Genomic DNA, 22,610 nt, shown 5'->3' with positions numbered 1-22,610 from the left:
CAAACTGGCCTTCTCTTTCAACAAAAAGAGGCAGCCAAATGAGTGCGGCTACCCTCTGTTCATTCTTTATTATTCATCGTTTAAGTATAATCTGATCGTGGAGCCTTCTTTGACCTTTGTCCCAGCAGCAGGTGATTGCTTCACTACTTTACTGCCAGTTCCTGAGGCATCGATCTTTAGGTTGATCAAGAGGGATTCAAGATCTGAAACAGATCCTCCTACAAGATTCGGTACTTCAATGGTTTTTGTGTCCAGCCACTGATACTTCTTTTCAATTTGGCCTTTTCTTTTTTTTACACCCATCTCAGGCAGGCTATCTCGCATAATATGACCAACAATTGGTGCGGCAACGGTACCACCAAATTGAATGGTGCCTTTTGGATTATCCACAGCTACATAGACTACGATACTTGGGTCATCTGCAGGCGCAAATCCGATAAACGACACAATGTGATTATTCTCCATATACTTTCCGTCCTTTACCTTCTGTGCTGTTCCTGTTTTTCCGCCAACCCGATACCCTTCAACAAATGCATTTCGGCCAGTTCCTTGAGCGACTACACTTTCAAGTGCATACCTGATTTCTTTAGATGTCTCTGCTGAAATCACTTTCTTTTTGGCAATCGGTGATTGCTTTTTCACAACCTCTTTTGTGATTGGATCTATCCATTCTTTTGCAATATAAGGCGTGTAAAGTGTTCCGCCATTTACTGCAGCTGCTACTGCAGCTACTTGCTGAATTGGCGTAACAGATACGCCTTGACCAAAGGCGGTGGTCGCCTGCTCTACAGGACCTACACGATCAAGCGGGAACAAAATTCCCCGTCCTTCTCCTTGAAGGTCAATTCCGGTTTTTTGGCCAAATCCGAAATTTTTGATATAAGAAAATAATTTTTCTTTACCAAGACGGTCTCCTAGCTCTACAAAGCCGGGGTTACAGGAATTTTGAACTACTTCCAAGAATGACTGTGATCCGTGCCCGCCTTTTTTCCAGCACCTGAGTCTTGCACCATCAACTGTCACAGATCCGCTGTCAAAAAATGAATCGCGTTTTAAATTCACTTTCTTCTCTTCTAATGCTGCTGCAAGTGTAATAATTTTAAATGTCGAACCCGGCTCATATGTGCTCCACACCGGAAGATTTCGGTTAAACACTTTTGAGTCAACTGATTGATAGTCAGCTGGATCAAAATCTGGTCTGCTTGACATTCCTAGCACTTCACCATTTTTCGGATTCATCGCAATCGCAATCATACCATCTGGATTATACTTTGCCTGCGCGTTGTCTAATTCCCGTTCTATGATGGTTTGTACTTTTGCATCGACTGTTAATTTCATATCAAGACCATCTTTAGGCGGTGTATAATCGTCTGCTTCATCTGGCATTTTCTGCCCTTTTGCATCAGAATAAAACTTCACAGACCCTTTTTCTCCTTTTAGGTCATCGTCATAGTAGGCTTCAAGTCCAAGTAAGCCTTGATTATCGATTCCAGCAAAGCCGAGTACATGTGAAAGAAAGCTGCCAAACGGATAATGTCTGATGCTGTCTTCTGCTACATACACGCCTTCTAAATCAAGCTCTCTTACTTCTTTTGCTTTTTCATGTGATACCTTTCTGCCCTCAGGAGAAATTCGTTCAATTGATGTTTTTTTCGTGACGTGCTTGTACGCTTTTTCTTCAGACATATTCAGCACAGCTGCCAATTTCTTGCTTGTTTCTGCGGGATCTTTAATTTGCCGAGGGACGACCAAAATAGATGGAGCACTTTTGTTCGTCGCAAGCTCTACCCCATTCCGGTCCAAAATATCTCCTCGTTCTGGTTCGAATGGGAGGTTTCGGCTCCATGAATCTTTTGCTAAGCTTGTCAGCTTCTCACCCATAATAAACTGCACATATCCTAATCTAGTATCTATGATGAAAAAAATGATCACCCCAAACAGCAGCACGAAAAGCAATCGTTTTCTCACTGTTACACTCGACACTCGCACGCCCGGTTCACTCCTTACATATGGCTTGTTTTCATCATATGCAGGCCCGTCCTTTTGTAGAACGCACCGTGATATTCTGCTGGAGCAAAAGAAAAAACCTAGCAAGTGATTTGCTAGGTTTACAGTTAATTTGGGCTTTTAAATGTCACAGTGACGACTTTGTCTGAAATCTCCGCTCCACTTTTGACACTTTGTTTCACAGCATAGCCTTGTCCATTTGTTTCTATATGCACACCGGCAATCGAAGCATATTGAAGGACTTCTCTTCTGGACCAGCCTGTCATATCAGGCATCTTAATGGTTTTCCCTGCTGTTTTCAAGAAGACTTTCTGGCTTTCAGAGAATTCAGAGCCCGCACTCGGCCACTGGCGTTTAATGGACAGACCGTCGCCGATGACAACAGATGTTAAGTGTTTATTTTTGACTTCTTTTTCAGCCTGCTTCACTTCTAAATCCAGGAATGAAGGCATCGTTTCTTGTTTCACTTTTTGTTCGCCTGATTTCTTATCGTCTGTTTTTGTTGGTGCAATATTTAAATATAGCAAACTATTTTTCATGACAGGGTTAAAGATTTGAGAAACCGGAGCTGACCCCGTTTCTGTTTCAGACAGCTGCGGCTGCTGGACAGCCACATAAACAAGTAGCTTCGGATCATCTTTTGGCGCCATTCCCATAAATGAAAAGACGTAATCGTTTCTTCCTTGGAGGTAACCGCCGGCACCGCCAATTTGTCCCGTTCCTGTTTTTCCAGCAACGTCGAAGCCTTTGATTTGATAAGGCTGACCTGTTCCAATTTTCGAGGAAACAACCTCACCTAAAATGTCACGAACTTGCTTCGCTGTATCAGATGAAATCGGTTTTCCTGCCGCTGTTGGTTCGTGCTGCAAAATCGTTTTGTTTGTGTTCGGGTCTGTAATATGGTCAATGACATATGGCTTCATCATTGTTCCGCCGTTTGCTATCGCAGTGGCTGCTTCGATTTGTTGAATCGGTGTGATGGCTGATGCTTGACCATAAGCTGTCGATGCTTTGTCATATTCATATCTATAATTGATTTTACTAGACGCTTCGTTCGGCAAGTCAATCCCCGTTTTGTCATAGAAATGGAACTTCTGCAAATATTGTTCGTAGCGTGTGAAGCCTAGTTTTTCTTTTGCAAGCTTTGCAAAGGCCACATTTGACGAGCGAAGAACTCCTTGATGAAAGTCAATTTTCCCCCAGCCATTTCCGTTGTTGTGGTCTCGCACAAGGCCGCCGCCTACTTTATAAGTACCAGATTGATATTTGTCATTGCCTTGGTAGACCCCTTCTTGGATCGCCGCAGCGAGGGTAAAGATCTTCATCGTTGAACCTGGTTCAAACGCATATGAAATCACATCATTGTTATAATTCGTAATGTCTAGTTCATTTAAATTAAAGCTTGGCCGCTGCCCCATCGCGAGAACCTTCCCAGTTTTCGGATCAACGACTGTGGCAATGATTTTCTTCGGCTTATACTTTTTGGCAACCTGCGTCATACTTTCTTCAAGAAACGCTTGAATTTTCTGATCGATGGTCAGCGTGACATTTTTCCCGTCTTTCGGGGCGACAATGTCTTCTTTACTATTCGGTAAGGCCCATCCGCTTCTGTCACTGTTATATGTCACATAGCCGTCTTTTTCTTTTAAAAATTTGTTCAGTGCCTTCTCAAGTCCCATTGCACCTGACATGTCCTTTGTCGCCTCATTTAATCTGGCATAACCGATTAGGTTAGAAGCAAACATGCCGTTAGGATAATATCGCTTCGTGTCTTTTTCAAAAGCAACACCTGGAAGCTTTAGCTTTTCAATTTTTTCCTTCGTTGAAAAACTAATATCCTTCCCCGCTTTACCAAACTCCACTTGGAATGCATCTTTTGTATTGAGACGCTTTAAAATTTCGCTTTCACTCATATCGATGACTTTCGAGAGCTCTTTTGCCGTCTTTTCTTTATCGACGACATGCATTGGATGCTTAGGGTCAACTGTCATTTTCTTGCTCATGACTGCAATGAGCTTATACACAGATGTATCCTCAGCGATCACATTTCCATTCCGGTCTAAAATAGATCCTCTTTTTGCTTCAAGTGTTTTCTTCGATTGATATTGTTCATTTGCCTTGGCAGCTAATACTTGTCCATCAACCGTTCCTGTAATTTGAATGTAGATAAAACGTGCTAGGATGATAAAGAAAAACAGGGCGAAGCAAATACTCGCAATTGCCGCGCCTCTGTTCATCATTTTATTCTTTTTAGGCATCGCCATGTTAATCGACCTTCTTAACATCTTTCGAAATAGTTAAGCCTGCTTTTTTTGCGGCATCAATGATTCTTTCTGGTTCACTCAGCAAGTCTTTTTCCTTTTGTAGCTCAGTGATCTTCTTCGATTCTAAAGATACTTGCTGTTCTAGCTTCTGCACTTCGATATTGGCGTGATAGACAGCAAAAGCTTTAGAAATGATGAGAATCGAGCTGCACATAAGAGCCATGACAAACATGACAAGTAAGATTTTTTCACCAAGTGTGATAGAACCTCTTCTTTTAATGACAACCGATTGGCCTTGCTGCTCTGTTTGATGGTGCTTCACTTCTCTTTGGTAAGCCAAATTACTCATAAGAAACCTCCTTTTTATCATCATCTATGGTGTCGTTTTACTTTTTTTCTGCAATTCGGAGCTTCGCTGAACGGGCACGGTTGTTATGTTCCAGCTCTTGTTCTGATGCAACGATCGGTTTTCTCGTGATCAGCTTCAGCTTTGGTTCAAGTCCTTCTGGAATCACTGGTAGTCCGTGCGGAAGTTCTGGAAGAGAAGACATTTCTCTAAATGTACTTTTACAAATCCGGTCTTCAAGTGAATGGAATGTAATGACAGAAATTCTCCCCTTCGGATTGAGTAACTCTATTGCTTGTTCTAGTGCTTCTTCAAATACTTTCAATTCATCATTTACGGCAATTCGGATCGCTTGAAACACTCTTTTCGCTGGATGTCCGCCAGTTCGTCTTGCAGGTGCCGGAATTCCTTCTTTGATAATGTCGACAAGCTCACCCGTTGTTTCAATTGGCGCTTTTTTTCTTGCTTCTTCAATTTTGCGTGCGATTTGCTTGCTGAACTTTTCTTCCCCATATTTGTAGAAAATCCGAACTAGATCTTCAAATGGCCATTCATTCACCACTTTTTTTGCCGACAATGCGGCTGATTGATCCATTCGCATGTCAAGAGGTGCATCATGGTGATAACTAAAGCCTCTCTCTGGTGTGTCGAGCTGAGGAGATGATACCCCAAGGTCAAAAATCACACCGTCTACGCTTGTAATACCTTGTTCATTCAGACGTTCTTTTAAATATCGGAAGTTGCTTTTTATGAAAAGAATGTTCGCTTTAGAATCCGCGAGCTTCTCTCGTGCATGATCCAGTGCAGCATCGTCTTGGTCAAATCCAATCAATGTTCCTTTTTCTGATAATTGAGATAGTAAATATGAGCTATGACCTGCTCCGCCTAGCGTGCAGTCCACATATGTACCGTCTTCTTTTACGTTTAAACCGTCAACTGTTTCTTTTAATAATACTGTCTCATGTTGAAACATGATGTTATGGTCCCACCTTTTTCAAATAGAAATGAATGTGTAGAAAGCTTGCTGCACAAGGGATTATTATATATCAAATCCAATCATGTTTTCAGCAATTTCAGCAAAAGAATCTTCTTGCTCTTCTGTATATTGTTCCCAGATCGACTTACTCCACAACTCAATTCGATTTGAAACGCCGATGACCACACATTCTTTTTCGAGTTTTGCATATTGGAGTAGGTTTGATGCGATGTTAATACGCCCCTGCTTGTCCAGATCGCATTCGACTGCGCCAGAGAAGAAGAACCGGGTAAACGCACGTGCATCTTTTTTCGTTAGCGGTAGTGCTTTGAGTTTCTCTTCGATTAGTTTCCACTCACTCATAGGGTAGCCAAATAAACATTGATCAAGCCCTCTCGTCAGCACAAACTGTTCTCCGAGACCGTCTCTAAATTTAGCAGGGATGATCATGCGCCCTTTTGTATCAATCGTATGTTGGTATTCACCCATGAACATGATAATCAGAGCCCCACTTTCTCACCCATACTCTCCACTATCCACCACTTCTCTCCACAAAACTTATTCTACACTGTTTCTACATAAAAAAAAACCCTGAACTAGTCAGGGTTCATTAAAACTTTATTTCAAAGTTTGACAATTTGTTGCTTGTTTTGAAATGAAAATGGCATATTTTTGAATGTTTTGAAGAATTCTGGACCATATTTGTTTAAAAAGTACATGATATTCCAAATTCTTTCTTGCGGAGCATCTAGTGGTTTTAAACTATTTTCAATCCGTTCAAAGTCCCGAAGGATATATCCTTCCTTCTCTTCCACACGCTGCGCAACCTTTTGATAAACAAATTGAAGCTGGTCTTCAATAAATTTGGCATTTTTATCTAGCAGCTGCTCGAAGTTTGGTTCAATCTCCAGTGCTTCTTGTCTCATCACGTCATGAGCATTTGCTAATTCACGTTTGGCGTGTTGAACCGCTTGAACAAAGCTGTCTGGAAGACTTTGCTGAAAGTGCGCTTCTTTCTTTTCTTTCACTCCATTTGTCAGCACTTCTTCTACCGACAGTTCTCTAACTGGCAGTTTCTTGTCGATGTGCCTTTCAAGAAGGGTTACATGCAGTCTTGGAAGAACAGGCGCCATCTTTAATTTAAAATGCTCAAAGATTCCTTTCAGCTCTCCCCAATAGTTAACCTCACCGTGTCCTGCCATAAAGGCAAGTGTCGGGAGAAGGGTTTCCTGCATCAAGGGACGCGTCACCACATTGTTGCTAAACCGTTCTGGGTGCTCCTCCACTTCCTGCAAAAGCTCTTCCTTCGTCCACGTAAGCCCCACTTCTGATATAGAAAACCGGCAGTTCTCTTTTTCAATCAGGAAACGTTCCTCATCATATTCGTAAAACAGATTCGCCTGATTGTCACCAGCTTCAATAATTGGCTGATATCCTGCTCGTTTCATAGCAGCCTGTGATTCATTTAAGCGAGCAGTAACTGCATCATTTGTCTCGACAATGTGCTTGAATAACGGACGCTCGAGTGGTTTGACACCTAAGTCACCTGAATTAAATAAAAGCAGTCCATCCTCTTCAAAGAGGTCACATACAATCCATTCAAAGAAATCAGTAAACGTTTGTGATTTGCGTAAACATCGAAGAAGCTGATCAAACAAGTCATTGGTGTATGCAGATTCTTCATACGTTGAAAACACATCACGGAGCCATGTCTCGGTTTTTTCTTGATCAAGCGGGATTCTTTTCGCAGCCGCTTTTTTGACGTTATGTAATGACAGCTTTTGTTTCACTGGCCCTTTTTCGCCAGATGTGTACACAAAATTAATTTCATCTACGTCATGATCCTCACCGGCTACCCAAAAGACCGGAATCACCGGGACGCCAAGCTCTGTTTCTTTTTCTTTTGCAAACTGAATGATGGATATGATTTTATGTATGGTATAAAGCGGTCCTGTTAATAGACCAGCCTGCTGTCCTCCGACCACCATGACACTCCGTTCATCACGGATCTTTTCAATGTTCTGGCGCATCGCTTTCGATTCAAACTTTGCGTGGTACGCGCTCATATAATCCGCTAAAGCCTCGCGCGGGAAGCTCATTTCCATGAGATCGTCGTATCTCTTTTTCCATGTGTGCTCAGAATGTATATCATAATCAAAAAAAGTCGTCATCTCTTTTTTTTCTTCTATATAATCACGTATGAATAAATTCTGACTTCGGATGGAAAGTTCAGTCAATTGCATGTTTAGAACTTCCTTTCTTCAATAAATAGTTAGTTTCCCGAAAAAAGTATAGCATGTAAATGAGCTCACTCAAAAGATTTTGTTTGCTTTTTTTCCAATACTTCCAAGCTTCGATCAAAGAAAGTGAGATGTGGCGCCGCAACGCTGTGAGCTTGAGCCTTTTTTAAAAGATAGCCAAGGATGGCTTTTCTTTCGGTTTGGCGGCCTTTCACTATATCTTGAAGCATAGACGACTGATTCTCAGCCGTTTTCTCACAAACAGAGACTACATAAGACCAGAGCTGCTCTTTTTCAGGTAAGCTCAAGATGGAAACTGCTTCTTCAAATGCACATTTCATCATGTATTCATATGAAGGGTTTGCGATCAATTCCCCGTTTCTCACATGCAGCAAAGCCGTGAGTGGATTAATACAGACATTGACAAGCAGTTTTTCCTCCAGCACCTTTTTCCATTCATCCGTATAGATCATCTGAAAATGAGATGATGTCTCATTCAATGCTTTTTTTATATCAGCTGCTTCCTCATGCTGAAATGCCCCCCACTTGATGACACCGATACCTGTATGGTTCACTGCATGATCTGACATCTTCATAGCTCCGTGCTCTACCACACCTATGTATAATGAATGTCCCGTTTTCCAATTCTCCAAATCTAATAAGTGAGCCATTCCGTTCTGTAAGAATAAGATACGATGAGGAGGTAATGTCGATAGTTCACCAAGTACATCTTGCAAATGATGATATTTCACTGTCACGATGAGCAAATCAAATTCTCCTGTTATTCCTGTCTGTGCACGAACAGCCACCTGGCATGTTTCTCCTTTTACTGTTCGCTCAATGCCTACTGCTCGAATCTCTTCTGCCTGTTCGTTTCTTCTTGTAAAGACTGTGACGTCATGATGCTGCGTTAAATAACTAGCACAAAGCAGACCAATCGCACCGCCGCCAATGATTCCAATATTCAACTGCCGCACATCCCTTTTTCGTTTACTTCATGATATCAACTATTTTAACAGGTTCATGTCGTGATGCAAAAAGCAGATGGCGCGCTATGATTGAATTTTTTTAATTTAAAAACTATAATAATAAGTGTAAAAACTTTTTGAGGCGGGTGGGATGAAAACGCCTTCAATGACATCACTGTCGACATTATGTGTGTAAGGGGGAAGATCATATGGCACAAGTAAAACGACTTCTAATTAATTACAAAACGTTAGAGGAATTTAAACAATTTAAGGAATACGGCATACAAGAGCTATCCATGCTCGAAGACCTTGAAAGCAATATGATTGAAAATGACAGCAACTCTCCATTTTATGGGATTTATTTTGGAGATAAGCTAGTGGCACGTATGAGCCTTTATCAAGTGGACGGCTCAACGACAACGTATTTTAACCACAACCATGATTATTTAGAGCTGTGGAAGCTGGAAGTGCTTCCTGGGTATCAGCGCAAAGGGTACGGCGAAGCACTTGTTGAATTCGCTAAATCGTTTGGATTGCCAATTCGGACCAATCCGCGCGTCAAATCTGCCGGTTTTTGGGATAAAATGGGCTTTGAAGCAGTCAAATATGATATGGAGCGCGATAAGGGTGAAAATCCCCTCATCTGGGAGCCCGCACATATTCAAAAAAATACAGGTGAATCCGCTTAAAGGCTGATCACAAAACGCCCCTCCTTTCTCTGTGAGGGGCGTCTCTTTATTTAGCATATTCTTTTAAGCTGATATTCTGTTTGACTCTTTCAACAATACCTATGAGTGCCCGGTAATCTTCTTCTGTCATTTTTAATTGCCGCTTTAAGTGTTCATTTTCTTCTGTAAGTGACTTCAATTGATGCTGTGCATCTGCCAGTTCTTCGCGTAAATGAGTAGGTCCATCAGGTTCTTTTTCAAGCTGCTCTAAAAACTGAATCACTTCTCGAAGGGTCAATTCAGCCTGATTTGAAGTAGTCTTCTCTTCTATGGTTAACGCATGCTGTGGTAAACCAGAGGAATGAATACCTATTTTTTTGCGCAATTCTTTCCGCTGTTTTTTTGCCAGCTCTATGCCTGCCTGATATTGTTTTCTAACGTATGAGTTCCACCTGAAACCACATGCTGCCGCTGTTCTTGACAATGCTTTCCCGACTTCCTCAAATGCGGAAAGCTGCGTTCCTCCGTCTCGAATGTGCCTTAAGACAACTTCTGCTAAAAGTAAATCTTCATCCTGTGTCCATGCGTCCTGCCTTGTAATCGTCAATTGATCATCCCCCCTGAATCTGAATACCACATCATATGCGCCTACTAGAGTAGATAGACTATTTGCAGGGGAGAAACCTAAAAAATAGACAAATAAAAAAACGCAAGGGAAGAATTCCCACACGTTTTTTTATCAAGCATTAGTTGCTTTTTACGTCTTTGCCTTTGTATGTTCCGCAAGATTTGCAGACACGATGAGAAATTTTCATTTCACCGCATTCTGGGCAAGCTACCATACCAGGTACTTGTAGTTTGAAATGCGTACGACGCAATCTTTTTTTCATTTTAGAAGTTCTTCTAAAAGGTACAGCCATTATTCCCACCTCCTTAAAGAGTTAAGTTAAGATTCATTATTTTCTTCTAAGAGCTTCTTCAAGCCTTCCAGACGCGGATCAATTCGGTTTTGATGTGCATCTTCCGAAATGACCGCCCAGTCATTCCCTTCTTGTGGTGCAGCACCTTTTACGTCCGTTTGGTCGCAAAAGATTTGCATCGGCACTTCAAGAAGAATTTCTTCCTTGACTAAAGGCGTTAAGTCGATGATGTCGTCTTCTACAATAGAAACGTCTTCATCTTCTATGTCGTCTGTCTTATGAAGTACAAATAGTTCTTTCGTTGAAATCGCAAATGGATAATTTACATCAACAAGCGTTCTTGAACAAGGCAATGTCATTTCACCTGTGATGGTTAAATCAAATGCGACTTGCTTTGATTCGATCACTCCAGTCCCTTTCACCTCTACCGGTGAAATGCGACGTATATCTGAATGAAGGCTAGTAAGTTCATTTAAGTCAACCGTCTCATGAAAATCGAAGCTGTTTTTAGCTTTTTGATGTAACTGATAAACTGTCCATTTCAATTGTATCACCTCTAAGAGCAACAAACATGATTATAGCTTTCCTCATGTTATTTGTCAATATTTTTTCTTTACAGTCCTTTGTGATGTCAGAGCGTTGTTTGACATCAGTTCTCGGAATGCCTACACTGAAAAAAATGGGCTTCATTTTTCCCTTATGCTACTGTAGCATAGACCATTTAACCATAGCAAGAAAGGCGGAACATCTATTGAAAGCAACAGGAGTCGTTGTCGAGTATAATCCATTTCATTATGGACATGCCTATCATGTTCGTCAGGCGAAAACACATACCTCCTCAGATGTTGCCATTGCCGTCATGAGCGGTTCCTTCCTCCAGCGCGGTGAGCCTGCCATCGTCTCAAAATGGGCGCGGACAAAAATGGCACTGCAAAACGGTGTAGACATTGTGTGTGAGCTTCCATACATATACGCAGTGCAAAAGGCAGAAACCTTTGCAAACGGTGCTGTGGCGATTCTAGATGCTTTAAAATGCCGCTCCCTTTTTTTCGGCAGCGAGGATGGTGACATCAAAGCATTCGAGCGAACAGCTCGTGCTTGGCATGAGAAAAAAGAAGAAATTGACCTTTTCACAAAAGGAAAAGTAAAAGAGGGCCTTAGTTATCCAGCTGCTGCTGCTGCGTTTCAAGAGGTGATTGATCCTAAGCACTTACTGGATCTGTCTCTGCCCAATAACATTTTAGGTTTCCATTATGTCAAAGCCATCTTGGAGAGATCCCCTCACATGCAGCCCTTTACCTCTCAAAGGATTTCATCTGGTTATCATGATGAAGAACTACCTGAAAATCAGAAAATCGCAAGCGCAACAAGTATACGAAAAGCGTTAAAAGATCATGGTACATTTGAAACAGTCGCCCCTTATCTCCCAGAAGCTACGCTCAAGCAATTACATGACTATCATTCTTCATATGGTCTTCTACATACACAAGAAGCCTACTTTAGCTTCTTAAAACACGTTTTTCACACAATGGATACGGCAGAACTAGAAGGCATCTATGAAATCGAAGAAGGCATCGAACACCGCATGCAAAAGGCGATCACACATGCGTCCTCCTACGAGGAATATCTATCACTTGTGAAAACAAAACGCTATACGTGGACGAGGCTGCAACGGATGAACACACATCTCTTAATGAGGGTGAAAAAGAGTGCCATGCATGAGCTGCTGAAAGAGAAAAAAGCGCCTTATATTCGTTTACTTGGTATGTCAAAGAAAGGGCAGCAATACTTATCTCTTGTGAAAAAAGAATTGGACGTGCCGCTCGTCAGTAAGCTGTCTGCCTTTTCACATCCCGCACTTAATCTTGATATTCGCGCATCCCGCGTCTTCAGCCTGCCCGTTAGTGAGCCGATGCAAACGAACTTAACGGAAGCGGAATTTAAAACCTCACCGATCCGATATGATGAAGAGACTGGTCTCTTCCAGTCTTAGCAAAAAAAGCAGCCTTGCGGAAGGCTGCTCCAGATTGTTGACACAGGGCTAAAATGATCTTTATTTTAGCCTTTGTCTTCTTTTCAGCATGATAGAAAACCTTTGAAGTCCTGACAAAGAATGCAAGGGTTTGTCTACATGCTGAGAGCAGCCTTTATGAAGGCTGCTCTTTTTTGATTAAGATGCTTTCTCTTTTAATTTGTTTAAATAGTTCAGGGCATCTTGCATTGTATCTACAGGCACAATTTTCATATCACTTTTAATATCTTTCGCTGTTTTGACAGCATTTCTATAGTCTGAATTTGGATCACCTTTATCATTCGGTGCAAAGAATATATCTTTTCCTGCTTTATCTGCCGCCACGACCTTTTGATCGATTCCGCCAATTGGACCGACCGTTCCATCGGCGTCAATCGTTCCCGTTCCTGCAATCGCATAGCCATGTGTTTCGTCTTCTTTTGTCAGCTGGTTATAAATTTCAAGTGACATCATAAGACCTGCTGATGGGCCGCCGATATTTTCGATATCCACCTTAATAGAAGGTGAGACTTTCACATTTCGGTCTGTAAATAATGATACGCCAATTCCAACTCGATTCGGCTCTTCTTTAAATGGTTTTAACGTCACTTTCTCCGTCATGTCTTTGCCATTTCGTTCAAGGACAAAACGGACAGATGTACCTGCTTTTTTGCTGCTGATATACGAAACCATTTTATCAGCAGAATCATAGGTCTTGCCATCAACGCTTTTAATTCGGTCGCCCACTTCAATTTTGCCGTAAGCAGGCATTCCTTTCATCACGTAGCTTGCATATACGCCGTTAAACGTATAATCTACTTTTTTACCTGCTTTTGTATATGCTGCAATCATGGCATTTTCTTGCGAGCTTTTCATCAGCTGCAGCTGCCGTTTCATATAATCTTGATCCGACTCCCCGTCCGCTTTAATATTTTCTTCTGGGACGATTTCATCATATTTATTCATTTTCGCAAGCAAATACGTATACGGATTGGCTGGACCTACTTTAATTGTCATAAGAGAGAAGCTGCCCTTCTCGCCATATCCGCCGTCTACTTGAATGTGGGGAGCAATCTCGGTTGCATCACCCGGCTTTGTCACGTAATATGGCAGTTTGACAAAGGTTAAGCCACATAATACAAGGATAACGACAAAAAAGCTGAGCCAGCGAATATTTAATTTTTTCATTCGATTAACACTCCCATTTATCAATGACATCTTTCAGTGTACCTGTTAGTTGATCTGCGGCAAGCTCACCTGCTTCAATCATCTCCTGCACCTGCACGAACGCACTCGAGCTAAATGTTTCAAGCCTCGGCCGGATCATGACATCAGCGTGAATGGTTTGATGACGGACCAATTCATTTTGAAGGATGTCCAAACTTTGCATAATCACATCCGATAATCTCGTCGCCTTTTCTGTTTTTTTCACCCTTGATACATCAGAGGCGATAATGAGGTCTGCGCCCATATCTTTTAAAACAGACACAGGAATGCGGTCCACAACCGCTCCATCCACTAGCTGTCTGCCGCCCATTTCATGAGGAACAAACACGCCCGGAATGCTGATGCTTGCTCTGACTGCTTGTGAGACAGACCCTTTTTTAAACACGACCTTCTCCCCTGTCTCGAGGTCACAGGCAACCACTGCAAGGGGCATTTTTAATTCTTCGAATTTTTTCCCATATGTAAACGTGTGAATCAGCTGCAAAATTCGATTTCCTTTTAAAAGACCGATTTTTGGCAGTGTATAGTCAGCATAATACTTTTTTCTGAAGACAAGTGCAAGTTTTTTCATTTTTTCTACGTCCTGTCCTGCCGCATAAAAGCTCCCAACAAGTGCGCCAATACTGCTGCCAGCAATCATATCTACCTGAATACCTTGTTTCTCAAGACTAGATAAAACTCCGATATGTGCCATTCCCCTCGCACCCCCAGAGCCTAACGCAAGCCCGATGACTGGTCGCCTCATGAAAATCCACCCTCCTCTTTTCTATGCATATATACGAATCTATTGGTCTAAACATGCCCCTTCTGCTCGTATAGTAATAGAAGACAGGCTCGGCTAGTTTCTTTCTTTTTTGATCACGAGCTCGCCAATAGATCATAACGGCAAGGGGCGAAATCTCCATGAAAAAATGGAACACTCTGTTCATCGCTGCTTTTTTTATCTTTTTAACAGCCACTGTGATTACACATCCACAAGCCTCTTTGCAAGCGTCTAAAAATGGACTTGCAATGTGGTGGGAGGTTGTATTTCCATCATTGCTTCCTTTTTTTATTTTGTCCGAGCTATTAATTAGTTTCGGGATTGTCAGATTTGTCGGGGTATTATTAGAGCCATTTATGCGCCCCATCTTTCGAGTGCCTGGTGTAGGCGGATTTGTCCTAGCGATGGGAATGGCATCAGGCTTTCCTTCTGGTGCGAAATTAACCACAAGACTCAGGCAAGAAGGACAACTGACACAAATCGAAGCAGAGCGCCTCGTTTCTTTTACAAATTCATCGAACCCATTGTTTATTTTCGGTGCGGTGGCTGTTGGTTTTTTTCATCATCCAGCTTTAGGAATTGTTTTGGCCTGCGCACATTATTTAGGGAATCTCGCTGTTGGGGTGACGATGCGAGGATATAAAGCACGGCATGATGCACATCTGAGAAGCCGTAAGCAAATTTTATTCCCACCGTTTCAAGAGGCATTCAGCGCTCTTCATACAGCAAGACTCGCAGAGAAAAGACCGCTCGGCCAAATTTTAAGTGATGCGGTCATGTCATCAGTCCAAACACTCTTTATGATTGGCGGCTTTATTATCTTATTTTCTGTGTTTAGCAAAATGCTGTCAGTTGTTCATGTGACGGATCTCTTATCCATAGGGATCGGATATATGCTGCAAACGATGCACCTTCCGCCAGAATTAGATCTTGCGATGATTGCCGGTTTATTTGAAATCACATTAGGAAGTCAGCTGACAGGGTCACAGGAAGTCACCCTTCTTGCTAAAACGATTGTCGTCAGCTTTATATTAGGATTCAGCGGGTTTTCTGTTCAAGCTCAGGTCGCTGGCATTCTGGCGGCAACAGATATACGCTTTAAACCGTTTTTCTTCGCTCGTTTGCTTCACGGGATTTATGCAGCTGTTTTTGCCTTCTTATTGTTCAAGCCTCTTTATGTCTCTCGATCTGACATGACTCTCCCAGCAGGTGCCTTTGAAGCAAGCCAGCAGGTCGTCATGTACAGCAGTGTGCTTTGGAATCAGCTTGTGACAGCTGGCCCTTTGATCACGCTATGCAGCTTGATCTTGTATACGGCGCTATACTATCAGAAATTAAAAAAAGGATGAGTGCACAGTGCACTCATCCTTTAAATTTTTCTATCAGCGCTTCTTCTACCTCTTTTGGCACAAGGTCTTTGACTGAACCATCATATTTCGCTACTTCTTTGACAATGCTTGAGCTTAAGAAGGAATACTGATTGTTGGTCATCATGAAAAACGTTTCAATGTCATCGTTTAACACTTTATTCATTGATGTGCCCTGCATTTCATATTCAAAGTCTGTCACAGCTCTTAATCCGCGTAAAATGACTTTGGCTTCTTTTTGTTTCGCATAATCAACAAGCAGACCGTGAAAGGATTCGACTTTGATATTTGGCAGATCCTTCGTCGCTTGGCGAATGAGCTCACACCGTTCTTCAACGGTAAATAACGGTTTCTTGGATGAGTTATTTAGTACACATACATACACTTCATCAAAGATCTTTGCACCTCTTTTGATGATATCCAAATGGCCCAATGTGACTGGATCGAAGCTACCCGGACAAACGGCTATGTTCCCCATGCTTTAATTTCCCCGCTTTCTATAGATCGTAATACCAGTCAACCCGTACAGTTCCTGTCTTGATATGTAAAGCTGTCCAGCTTCCTCTGGCAGTATAACGCCCTTATCATGCTCACACACGATCACGCCGTCATCTGTTAATAAGGCATGCTCGTCAATCATGTCAAGAAGTGCTTTCAGCTGTTGATCTTTGTAAGGCGGATCAAGAAAGATCGCTTGAAAGGATTCCTCTCGTTTCACAACGGCTGCGAGTGCACGCTTTGCCTCGTTTCGAAACACTTCACTTTGATCAATCAGCTCCAATTGATTGAGGTTTCCTTTGATCGTTTGAATCGCCTTCATATCTCGATCAACGAATATGCAATGATCGAATCCTCTAGAAAGCGCTTCAATCCCTAAACCACCGCTTCCCGCAAATAAATCAAGGGCCCATCCGCCATCAAAATACGGGCCGATCATATTAAATATCGATTCTTTTACCTTATCTGTCGTCGGTCTTGTTGATTGACCTGGTACCGCTTTAAGTGTGCGGCCTTTTCTCGTTCCAGAGATGACTCTCATTTTTCCACCACTTTTTCTGCTTGCTTCTATTGGTTATTGTGTATGACAAAAAATCCAACATTATCTTACCACAACACTCCGCAGGGGACAATGCGCGGACTTTCATTCATTTACTATGTATAGATCAAGGAAAGCGGGGTCATACTACTTATAACAGCATCTGATGTGGTGCTGTTGCCAACCGCGGAGAAGACTTACGTTTCCCCATAAGTTCTTCCTCCGGTTTCTCCTCTCCCTTTGCCTTCTCCTTAATGAATTATTAAGAATAGAAGGACCCCGCGGGTGATGCCGCGGGGGTTTTTTTGTGTCTTTAAAAGCCCACTTTATAATCATACTCTTTTGCTTTGTCCAATTTGGATTCGTACTCTAATTTAATAAAGGGTTTATATGAAGGCTCAACACGCTTCACAAATGGCAATGAGCTGAGCTTAGCCATATGGCGCTCGAGATCATTCATATCACAATAGATCACTGCATATTTCATTTTCCGTGAAATATAGTGAACATTTCCAAATTTTCTTAGCGCCTTTGACTGCTTTAACGAATGCAGCCAAACGACCATCCCTTGACGTTTGGTTTCCATCTTTTCACCTGCCGCTTTTTCAATTCTTTTCAGTCATTATGTAAAAGACGAGACATTCAAGTCTCGTCAAGATACTTTACAGCCACAGCTGCCACCAGATCCACAGCCGCCGCCGCATGATGATAGACCATCAAAATATGGGTTCCCTGTTGGAACTTTGATATATGCTGATACAGCTTGACCGATTTCAATACTAATCTCATCTAAGATGGATTGAATCGCTGTTTCTGCTTTTTTGAAATCAACCACTGTATCGTGAAGATCTAACTTTCTTTTGACCTCACGCATTTCCTTTGAGATCGTTCTATAGTCCGGATGGTATTTGCCGAACCGCTGCACATCCTCATATTGCTCTTTTACTTTTGTAAAATGGGCAATAATTTGTTGGGCTTCTTCGTCTTGCTGGAGACGCTTAAAGCAGTTGCGGTAATGTTCAGCCTCCTCCGACTGAAGAATCATGGCAGCCAATTGATTCGCTTCCTCTTGGAGCTCCACAGATTCGATTGTCGCATACATAAATGATGCACCTCCAATTCATAGTTTACCACGAAACCTATGGATCAGAAAATGCTTTTACGTCACAAATACATCCCATGTCTCTCTTTTCTGCCTATATTCTGGATGACGAGAATTGAGCACAACGGTCATTTTATGCTTTCCTTTTGAGAGATGCTTGACCACAAATGCAGCAGTATATTCATTGCCTGCACGTTTTCCGTCTACATACACTGTAAAATATCCCGCCTTCTCATCCTTTTTTAGTCGCGTAGGCTCAAGATGAAAATCTTGCAGTGTACTTTCTATATAAACAGAAGACCCCTGCACTTTGTATTTTAAAAAGCCTTGCTGCTTCATTTCGCTTTGGGCTTGCTGCATCACATGTACAGCTGGATCTTGCTTTATGACTTGCTTCTCTTCATGTTGACTTTGACACCCGGTGACAAGAAAAAGCAATGCGCATATTGACAGCATCCATTTCATCATCTGATTCTCCTTTCATCTACTTTTATAGGATGCTCAGGAAATAGACATCTTAATCAACTCAAAAAAGCCTCATCCGGCTCCATTTTGATTGCGCATTGCTTGGAACATTTGAATCATCATTTCAGCCATTTGGACACTGTTACTCAACTGACTCACACGATGAGGAATGGTTTTTTCGTAAAAATTCATTTTATCTAATTCAAAGGACGATAGCTTATCAGGATGTCGAGTCAGCTGTCTGTACCAGAGAGGACGCTGTCTGATGAATTTGATTCGATCCTCTTCGGCCATGACAAACTCCAGTACTTCTTTCCGCACCAAAAGCATCCCCTTTCACTTAATCTTTCCTGAAGGAGAATGGGTGCTGACTGCCTCCAGATGAACCTTTCTTTGAGCCATTTGATGAAAATTGTCCGAGTAAGCTTTGTAAAGAGGAAATAGACTGGCTCATTTTGTTGATTTGTTCATTCATTTGATCAGCGTCCATTTTTTTCACAGCAGAAACCATTTTAGACATAAAATCGGCTTTTCCCGCTTCACTTGGCTTAGAGTCTTTTTCTTCTTTCACGTCTCCAGATTGCGTTTGCCGGTAAGGAGACCACATCTCATCTTCCTCACCAAACATGACCCAATTTTCGTATACACTTTGCCAGCTTTTTTCTTGCGTTTGCACTTCTTGAATTAACTTCGGATGGCGTCTGACGAATTGTTTAAATTCATCAATGGATGTTTGTTTTTGCTTGTTTGTCATATCCTCACCCCCCATACAAATGCCTACTATACTATATACATCAGCAGTTATTTTGGTGAGCCTCTTTTTCAATCAAAAAAACAGCTGCGATGGTGCAGCTGCTTTCGTTTAAGATGTTTTCTTAATGAAGTTTTGGGTGTAGTATTTTTCTTTCACACCGACGCCAAGGTGTGTGTAATCTTTATTTAATAACGCCTTCCTATGACCTTCACTATTGAGCCAGCCTTCTACCGCTGCAGGTCCATCTACATAATTATAGGCAATGTTTTCACCTGCGAGCTGAAATGCCACCTCGCCTCTTTCTAATCGGTCTTTCAGCGTACCGTATTTTTTAGATTCATGGGAGAAATAATGATTCTCTTTCATGTCCTCACTATGCATGAATGCCACTTCAGAGGTTTCATCATCCCACTTTAAGATCGGCAGTTTGTACTTATGACGAATAATATTGGTCATATCAAAAATTTGTTTTTGACTGGAAGCTTCGATCTCTTTCCATTTTTCACCCGATATTGCCTCTGGTTCTATCAATTGACCACGATAGACGACTTCGTATGGCTTTTGTTTCACAAATGTATCTGCGTTAAACGCCCTAATACTTGAAAGGGTGCTTTCAAACTTATCCATGTAAAGCTGAACATATACATCATCGTCCACTTTCACGGTGGGTCTTGTATTCATATCATCTTCTGAGAATTCAAAGCGGTATGAATTTTGTTCATCCTCTACATGAATGTAAGGTGCAATTTGTGTTTTTTTAAATACCTCACTTGTGGCTTGACCGATTTTAAACGGTTCAACATTGAGCCCGTCTCCTGTTGCAAACAATGTCACCACTTTACTATCCTTTACCCCTACTTGAATATAGTGCTTCTTCGATTGATTGTATATCCACCAGTCATAATCATATGCGGAAGGATCAATGCGATCTGGTTCTCCCAGCTGTTTAAGCACTTCGTTTGAAGATTTCCCCATAAAGGACATGAGCCCCTTTTTCGGGATGTTGATCGGCTTATCGCTAGATGTTTCTTCATTAGACACCTTCGGTTCATTGCTGTTTTCTTTTTCTGGTGAAGATCCATATTGAATAAACAGAACGTACGTTCCAGATATAATCAGGAGGATGAGGAGTGTTTTGAGCACAGTTTTCAAATAAACACCTCCGTTAAATTGGCAAGGTACAAAAAGTACCTTCTACTGTCATTTAAACAAAACTCGCTCTATTTATCAACGACAATACAGCCTATTTAACACGAATTTAAAATATGCCCCTCTTAATGAAGAAATCCTTGCCCATGATCTTGATCCTGCTGAGAGATTTCTGTCAGTGCATCTCCTGCGCGATCATTCGATAAATCTTCGACGGATAAATCTCCAAGAGCGACAATCCCTGTTAATGCACCGTTCTTCACAACAGGAATGCGGCGAAGCTGGTGCTCTGACATCAGCCGGACAATTTCTTCAAGCGTTGCATCTTCTTCTGCTGTCAGTACTTCCTTCGTCATCAGCGAGCCTACTTCCTGTGAGTTTGGCTTTTTTTCTGCAATGCCTCTGAGTACAAGGTCACGGTCTGTCACGATACCAACGAGCTGATCTCCGTTAACCACGGGAATGGCACCAATGTCTGCGTCTCTCATTTTGACTGCGGCTTCATACGTATTGTCATCTTGCTGACATATCACTACTTTTTTTGTCATAATATCTTTAATTTTTTTCGTTTTCACGTTGATTCCTCCATCTGTTATTTTCTTTATTACTGTAACCAGGTTATAAAAGAACATACCTTTCACAGTTGAAAGTTTAACGCTTTCATACTATGATTGTCAGTAAAGGGAATTTTTATAAGGAGGGGTTTTGGGTGAAGTTTGAAGGTACGGGGATTGAAAAGGTAGCAGCTGACTTAAATAAATTAGATTTCATCATGGAAAGTGAAGGATTTGTACGAGCCGATCAATGGGATTATGAGCGTGTGACGTACGACAGAAAGTTTAACATGGTAGAGGGAACCTTTTATTTACGCATTTCCGGCTACGCCACCGAAGGAGATGTAGGTTCAAAAAGAGCACACATACAGCTTCTTACACCTTTACTTGGAAAACATTATTATCCGCACGGTGTTGAATACGGCGAAGGCGAAGATTTCCCTAAGTCTCTCATCCAATCAAGCAAAAAAACGCTTGAACAGCTGAAAGAAAAACTAGAAGCAATGACTGCAGAAGCATAAACGAAAGCACAGCCATCCGGCTGTGCTTTTTTCATTCATATTTCGGAATCAGGGCATCTGGTACGGCATCTTTCGCTCTTTCTTTTCTTGCCCAGTCAAAGAAGACAACAGCAAGGATCGAGCCGTACACAATCTCCTGAATAATTTTCATCAAAATCGCGCCTAGCTGCTGGTCTTCTAGCAGCGGCAAGGTATGGAACATTTCAGGACCTGTGAGCGCAAGACCTGCCAGCGTATCACTTGGTACGCATAGATGCAGCGCCTGTATCCAAGCACCAGCATCAGAATAGGTTGCATAGATCGGTGCCTCACTAAACATGATGAGTGCACACGCAGGAGTCATTAATATCCCGTCTGCCATGATATAACCAAGCTTTAAAATGCCTGTAATCTGAGGCTGACTTTGGACTTTATGAACGAGCGGCCACCACATGAAAAAGGCAGCGATAAAAATGACCACTGTCATCAGCGCATGATAAAACGGATCTGTTTTCACAAAGTCAAACACAAGCGGAATATGGTACATCGAAAACAAGCCGTTAAACCCAAGCAATGCAATTAAAGGCTTGGAAAACAAACGAAACATCTGCTGAATGCCTGGTGTTTGTATGATCCGCTCCCAAATGGCCGCAGGTAATCCTGTAATAAGGAGAGGCGGAATGACTAAATAGAGCACCGCCATTTGCGCCATATGTGCACTAAACATAATATGCCCCATTAAATCAATTGGGCTTCCTTTTACGGCGTATAACAGAACAAGCCCCGTCAGAAACAACGTTTTCTCTTTTACCGTCGCACGATGCTTCCCCTTTGTCACAAGAAGCAGATAAAGAGCAGCTGCTATGACAATACTAGTCAAATAGTAAGGGCTCCATAATGCCCGAAATCCGAATATTTCTAAGTTCTCCATTGCTGCGCCTCCTTCAAGGGCAAAGCGGGCTTACCACCAAATAATGGTCAAAAAGGCTAATACGGTAATAAACGCGACAAACACACCTGAGTAAAGAAACAATGCGGGTGTTTCATGCCCTTTTTGGTTCATGTGCATAAAATAATAAAGCTGAAAAGCCACCTGAATAACGGCAAGCAGTAAAATAAATGGTACTGCGAACCAGTTTCCTACGTCTTCAGAAGCGATTGTTAAAAAGGCAACAAAGGTTAATCCAATCATCAAGCCGAAAGAAATGAGCTGATGCTTCATTTCTTCGGCATTTTTCTTTTTACGGTATACAAGATCGACTTTAGACTGATTTGTGTTTTTATTTCCCATTC

27 protein-coding genes are annotated in these 22,610 nt (G+C 41.9%); 4 read left to right on the top strand and 23 right to left on the bottom strand.

Annotated elements, in window-relative coordinates; genetic code table 11:
• Positions 1 to 69: 69 nt before the first annotated feature.
• From MHB79_RS07385 to MHB79_RS07355, 7 genes are all read right to left on the bottom strand, one after another.
• Positions 70 to 1,989, bottom strand: a complete 1,920-nt coding sequence (locus MHB79_RS07385) for a stage V sporulation protein D (protein WP_012009866.1) — start codon at positions 1,987 to 1,989, stop codon at positions 70 to 72.
• Between the two features lie 125 nt (positions 1,990 to 2,114).
• Positions 2,115 to 4,265 carry a penicillin-binding protein gene (locus tag MHB79_RS07380; RefSeq protein WP_340990577.1) on the bottom strand — a complete coding sequence of 717 codons (2,151 nt, stop codon included), beginning with the start codon at positions 4,263 to 4,265 and terminating at the stop codon, positions 2,115 to 2,117.
• A gap of 7 nt (positions 4,266 to 4,272) precedes the next feature.
• Positions 4,273 to 4,620, bottom strand: a complete 348-nt coding sequence (gene ftsL, locus MHB79_RS07375; protein ID WP_106029731.1) for a cell division protein FtsL — start codon at positions 4,618 to 4,620, stop codon at positions 4,273 to 4,275.
• A 37-nt stretch (positions 4,621 to 4,657) separates the two neighbouring features.
• Entirely contained in the window at positions 4,658 to 5,590 is a 933-nt protein-coding gene (rsmH, locus tag MHB79_RS07370) for a 16S rRNA (cytosine(1402)-N(4))-methyltransferase RsmH (RefSeq protein WP_003210993.1), read from the bottom strand.
• 66 nt (positions 5,591 to 5,656) lie between these two features.
• Entirely contained in the window at positions 5,657 to 6,088 is a 432-nt protein-coding gene (gene mraZ, locus MHB79_RS07365; protein ID WP_003211163.1) for a division/cell wall cluster transcriptional repressor MraZ, read from the bottom strand.
• 128 nt (positions 6,089 to 6,216) lie between these two features.
• Positions 6,217 to 7,836 (bottom strand): bacillithiol biosynthesis cysteine-adding enzyme BshC, encoded by a 1,620-nt coding sequence (bshC, locus tag MHB79_RS07360; RefSeq protein ID WP_253622638.1) that lies wholly within the window; start codon positions 7,834 to 7,836, stop codon positions 6,217 to 6,219.
• Positions 7,837 to 7,901: 65 nt separating this feature from the next.
• Entirely contained in the window at positions 7,902 to 8,801 is a 900-nt protein-coding gene (locus MHB79_RS07355; protein WP_340989415.1) for a 2-dehydropantoate 2-reductase, read from the bottom strand.
• Positions 8,802 to 9,010: 209 nt separating this feature from the next.
• On the opposite strand from MHB79_RS07355, the gene MHB79_RS07350 reads away from it, so the two are divergent.
• The gene (locus MHB79_RS07350; protein ID WP_003211702.1) at positions 9,011 to 9,490 is read left to right on the top strand and encodes an N-acetyltransferase; all 480 of its coding nucleotides are present in this window, start codon (positions 9,011 to 9,013) and stop codon (positions 9,488 to 9,490) included.
• Positions 9,491 to 9,536: 46 nt separating this feature from the next.
• Here the strand turns inward: MHB79_RS07350 and gerR are convergent, their stop codons facing one another.
• The 3 genes from gerR to MHB79_RS07335 form a co-directional block, all read right to left on the bottom strand.
• Entirely contained in the window at positions 9,537 to 10,076 is a 540-nt protein-coding gene (gerR, locus tag MHB79_RS07345) for a sporulation-specific transcriptional regulator GerR (protein WP_050945104.1), read from the bottom strand.
• 139 nt (positions 10,077 to 10,215) lie between these two features.
• Positions 10,216 to 10,389 (bottom strand): 50S ribosomal protein L32, encoded by a 174-nt coding sequence (gene rpmF / locus MHB79_RS07340; RefSeq protein WP_008354700.1) that lies wholly within the window; start codon positions 10,387 to 10,389, stop codon positions 10,216 to 10,218.
• Positions 10,390 to 10,415: 26 nt separating this feature from the next.
• Complete coding sequence (locus MHB79_RS07335; RefSeq protein ID WP_003210956.1) at positions 10,416 to 10,934, bottom strand: YceD family protein; 519 nt, start codon at positions 10,932 to 10,934, stop codon at positions 10,416 to 10,418.
• 206 nt (positions 10,935 to 11,140) lie between these two features.
• Here MHB79_RS07335 and MHB79_RS07330 point away from each other — a divergent pair, with 206 nt between their 5' ends.
• The gene (locus MHB79_RS07330; RefSeq protein ID WP_340989413.1) at positions 11,141 to 12,382 is read left to right on the top strand and encodes a nucleotidyltransferase; all 1,242 of its coding nucleotides are present in this window, start codon (positions 11,141 to 11,143) and stop codon (positions 12,380 to 12,382) included.
• A 177-nt stretch (positions 12,383 to 12,559) separates the two neighbouring features.
• On the opposite strand, the gene MHB79_RS07325 is transcribed toward MHB79_RS07330, so the two are convergent.
• A complete protein-coding gene (locus tag MHB79_RS07325; RefSeq protein ID WP_050945105.1) occupies positions 12,560 to 13,588 on the bottom strand; it encodes a SepM family pheromone-processing serine protease in 1,029 nt (342 codons plus the stop codon).
• Between the two features lie 4 nt (positions 13,589 to 13,592).
• Positions 13,593 to 14,372 (bottom strand): patatin-like phospholipase family protein, encoded by a 780-nt coding sequence (locus tag MHB79_RS07320; protein ID WP_050945106.1) that lies wholly within the window; start codon positions 14,370 to 14,372, stop codon positions 13,593 to 13,595.
• A 158-nt stretch (positions 14,373 to 14,530) separates the two neighbouring features.
• Between MHB79_RS07320 and ylbJ the strand changes: the two genes are divergently transcribed.
• Positions 14,531 to 15,739: a sporulation integral membrane protein YlbJ gene (gene ylbJ, locus MHB79_RS07315; RefSeq protein ID WP_327840625.1), complete on the top strand. Its 1,209-nt coding sequence runs from the start codon at positions 14,531 to 14,533 to the stop codon at positions 15,737 to 15,739.
• A gap of 13 nt (positions 15,740 to 15,752) precedes the next feature.
• Here the strand turns inward: ylbJ and coaD are convergent, their stop codons facing one another.
• The 9 genes from coaD to MHB79_RS07270 form a co-directional block, all read right to left on the bottom strand.
• On the bottom strand, positions 15,753 to 16,235 hold the full coding sequence (gene coaD / locus MHB79_RS07310; protein ID WP_044142001.1) for a pantetheine-phosphate adenylyltransferase: 483 nt from the start codon (positions 16,233 to 16,235) through the stop codon (positions 15,753 to 15,755).
• Between the two features lie 3 nt (positions 16,236 to 16,238).
• Entirely contained in the window at positions 16,239 to 16,796 is a 558-nt protein-coding gene (gene rsmD / locus MHB79_RS07305) for a 16S rRNA (guanine(966)-N(2))-methyltransferase RsmD (protein WP_371474908.1), read from the bottom strand.
• 310 nt (positions 16,797 to 17,106) lie between these two features.
• Entirely contained in the window at positions 17,107 to 17,379 is a 273-nt protein-coding gene (locus MHB79_RS07300) for a YlbG family protein (RefSeq protein WP_003212137.1), read from the bottom strand.
• 66 nt (positions 17,380 to 17,445) lie between these two features.
• The gene (locus MHB79_RS07295; protein ID WP_007499807.1) at positions 17,446 to 17,895 is read right to left on the bottom strand and encodes a YlbF family regulator; all 450 of its coding nucleotides are present in this window, start codon (positions 17,893 to 17,895) and stop codon (positions 17,446 to 17,448) included.
• Between the two features lie 57 nt (positions 17,896 to 17,952).
• Positions 17,953 to 18,360, bottom strand: a complete 408-nt coding sequence (locus MHB79_RS07290; protein WP_050945107.1) for a hypothetical protein — start codon at positions 18,358 to 18,360, stop codon at positions 17,953 to 17,955.
• A gap of 72 nt (positions 18,361 to 18,432) precedes the next feature.
• Entirely contained in the window at positions 18,433 to 18,681 is a 249-nt protein-coding gene (locus MHB79_RS07285) for a YlbE-like family protein (protein ID WP_034619936.1), read from the bottom strand.
• A gap of 19 nt (positions 18,682 to 18,700) precedes the next feature.
• The gene (locus MHB79_RS07280) at positions 18,701 to 19,114 is read right to left on the bottom strand and encodes a YlbD family protein (protein ID WP_003212038.1); all 414 of its coding nucleotides are present in this window, start codon (positions 19,112 to 19,114) and stop codon (positions 18,701 to 18,703) included.
• Between the two features lie 108 nt (positions 19,115 to 19,222).
• Entirely contained in the window at positions 19,223 to 20,266 is a 1,044-nt protein-coding gene (locus MHB79_RS07275) for a CAP domain-containing protein (protein ID WP_003212349.1), read from the bottom strand.
• A 122-nt stretch (positions 20,267 to 20,388) separates the two neighbouring features.
• Positions 20,389 to 20,811 (bottom strand): CBS domain-containing protein, encoded by a 423-nt coding sequence (locus MHB79_RS07270; protein ID WP_340990573.1) that lies wholly within the window; start codon positions 20,809 to 20,811, stop codon positions 20,389 to 20,391.
• 161 nt (positions 20,812 to 20,972) lie between these two features.
• Here MHB79_RS07270 and MHB79_RS07265 point away from each other — a divergent pair, with 161 nt between their 5' ends.
• The gene (locus tag MHB79_RS07265) at positions 20,973 to 21,338 is read left to right on the top strand and encodes a YugN family protein (protein WP_050945108.1); all 366 of its coding nucleotides are present in this window, start codon (positions 20,973 to 20,975) and stop codon (positions 21,336 to 21,338) included.
• Positions 21,339 to 21,369: 31 nt separating this feature from the next.
• Here MHB79_RS07265 and ctaG read toward each other — a convergent pair whose 3' ends face one another.
• Together ctaG and ctaF are read right to left on the bottom strand one after the other, a co-directional pair.
• A complete protein-coding gene (gene ctaG / locus MHB79_RS07260; protein WP_012009845.1) occupies positions 21,370 to 22,248 on the bottom strand; it encodes a cytochrome c oxidase assembly factor CtaG in 879 nt (292 codons plus the stop codon).
• 30 nt (positions 22,249 to 22,278) lie between these two features.
• Complete coding sequence (ctaF, locus tag MHB79_RS07255) at positions 22,279 to 22,608, bottom strand: cytochrome c oxidase subunit IVB (protein WP_003211520.1); 330 nt, start codon at positions 22,606 to 22,608, stop codon at positions 22,279 to 22,281.
• Positions 22,609 to 22,610 lie beyond the last annotated feature (2 nt).

Source organism: Bacillus sp. FSL M7-0558 (genome assembly GCF_038003245.1).
Lineage (GTDB): Bacteria > Bacillota > Bacilli > Bacillales > Bacillaceae > Bacillus > Bacillus pumilus.
The sequence above is the reverse complement of the archived record's forward strand: the minus strand, read 5'-3'. Positions and strand labels throughout refer to the sequence as shown.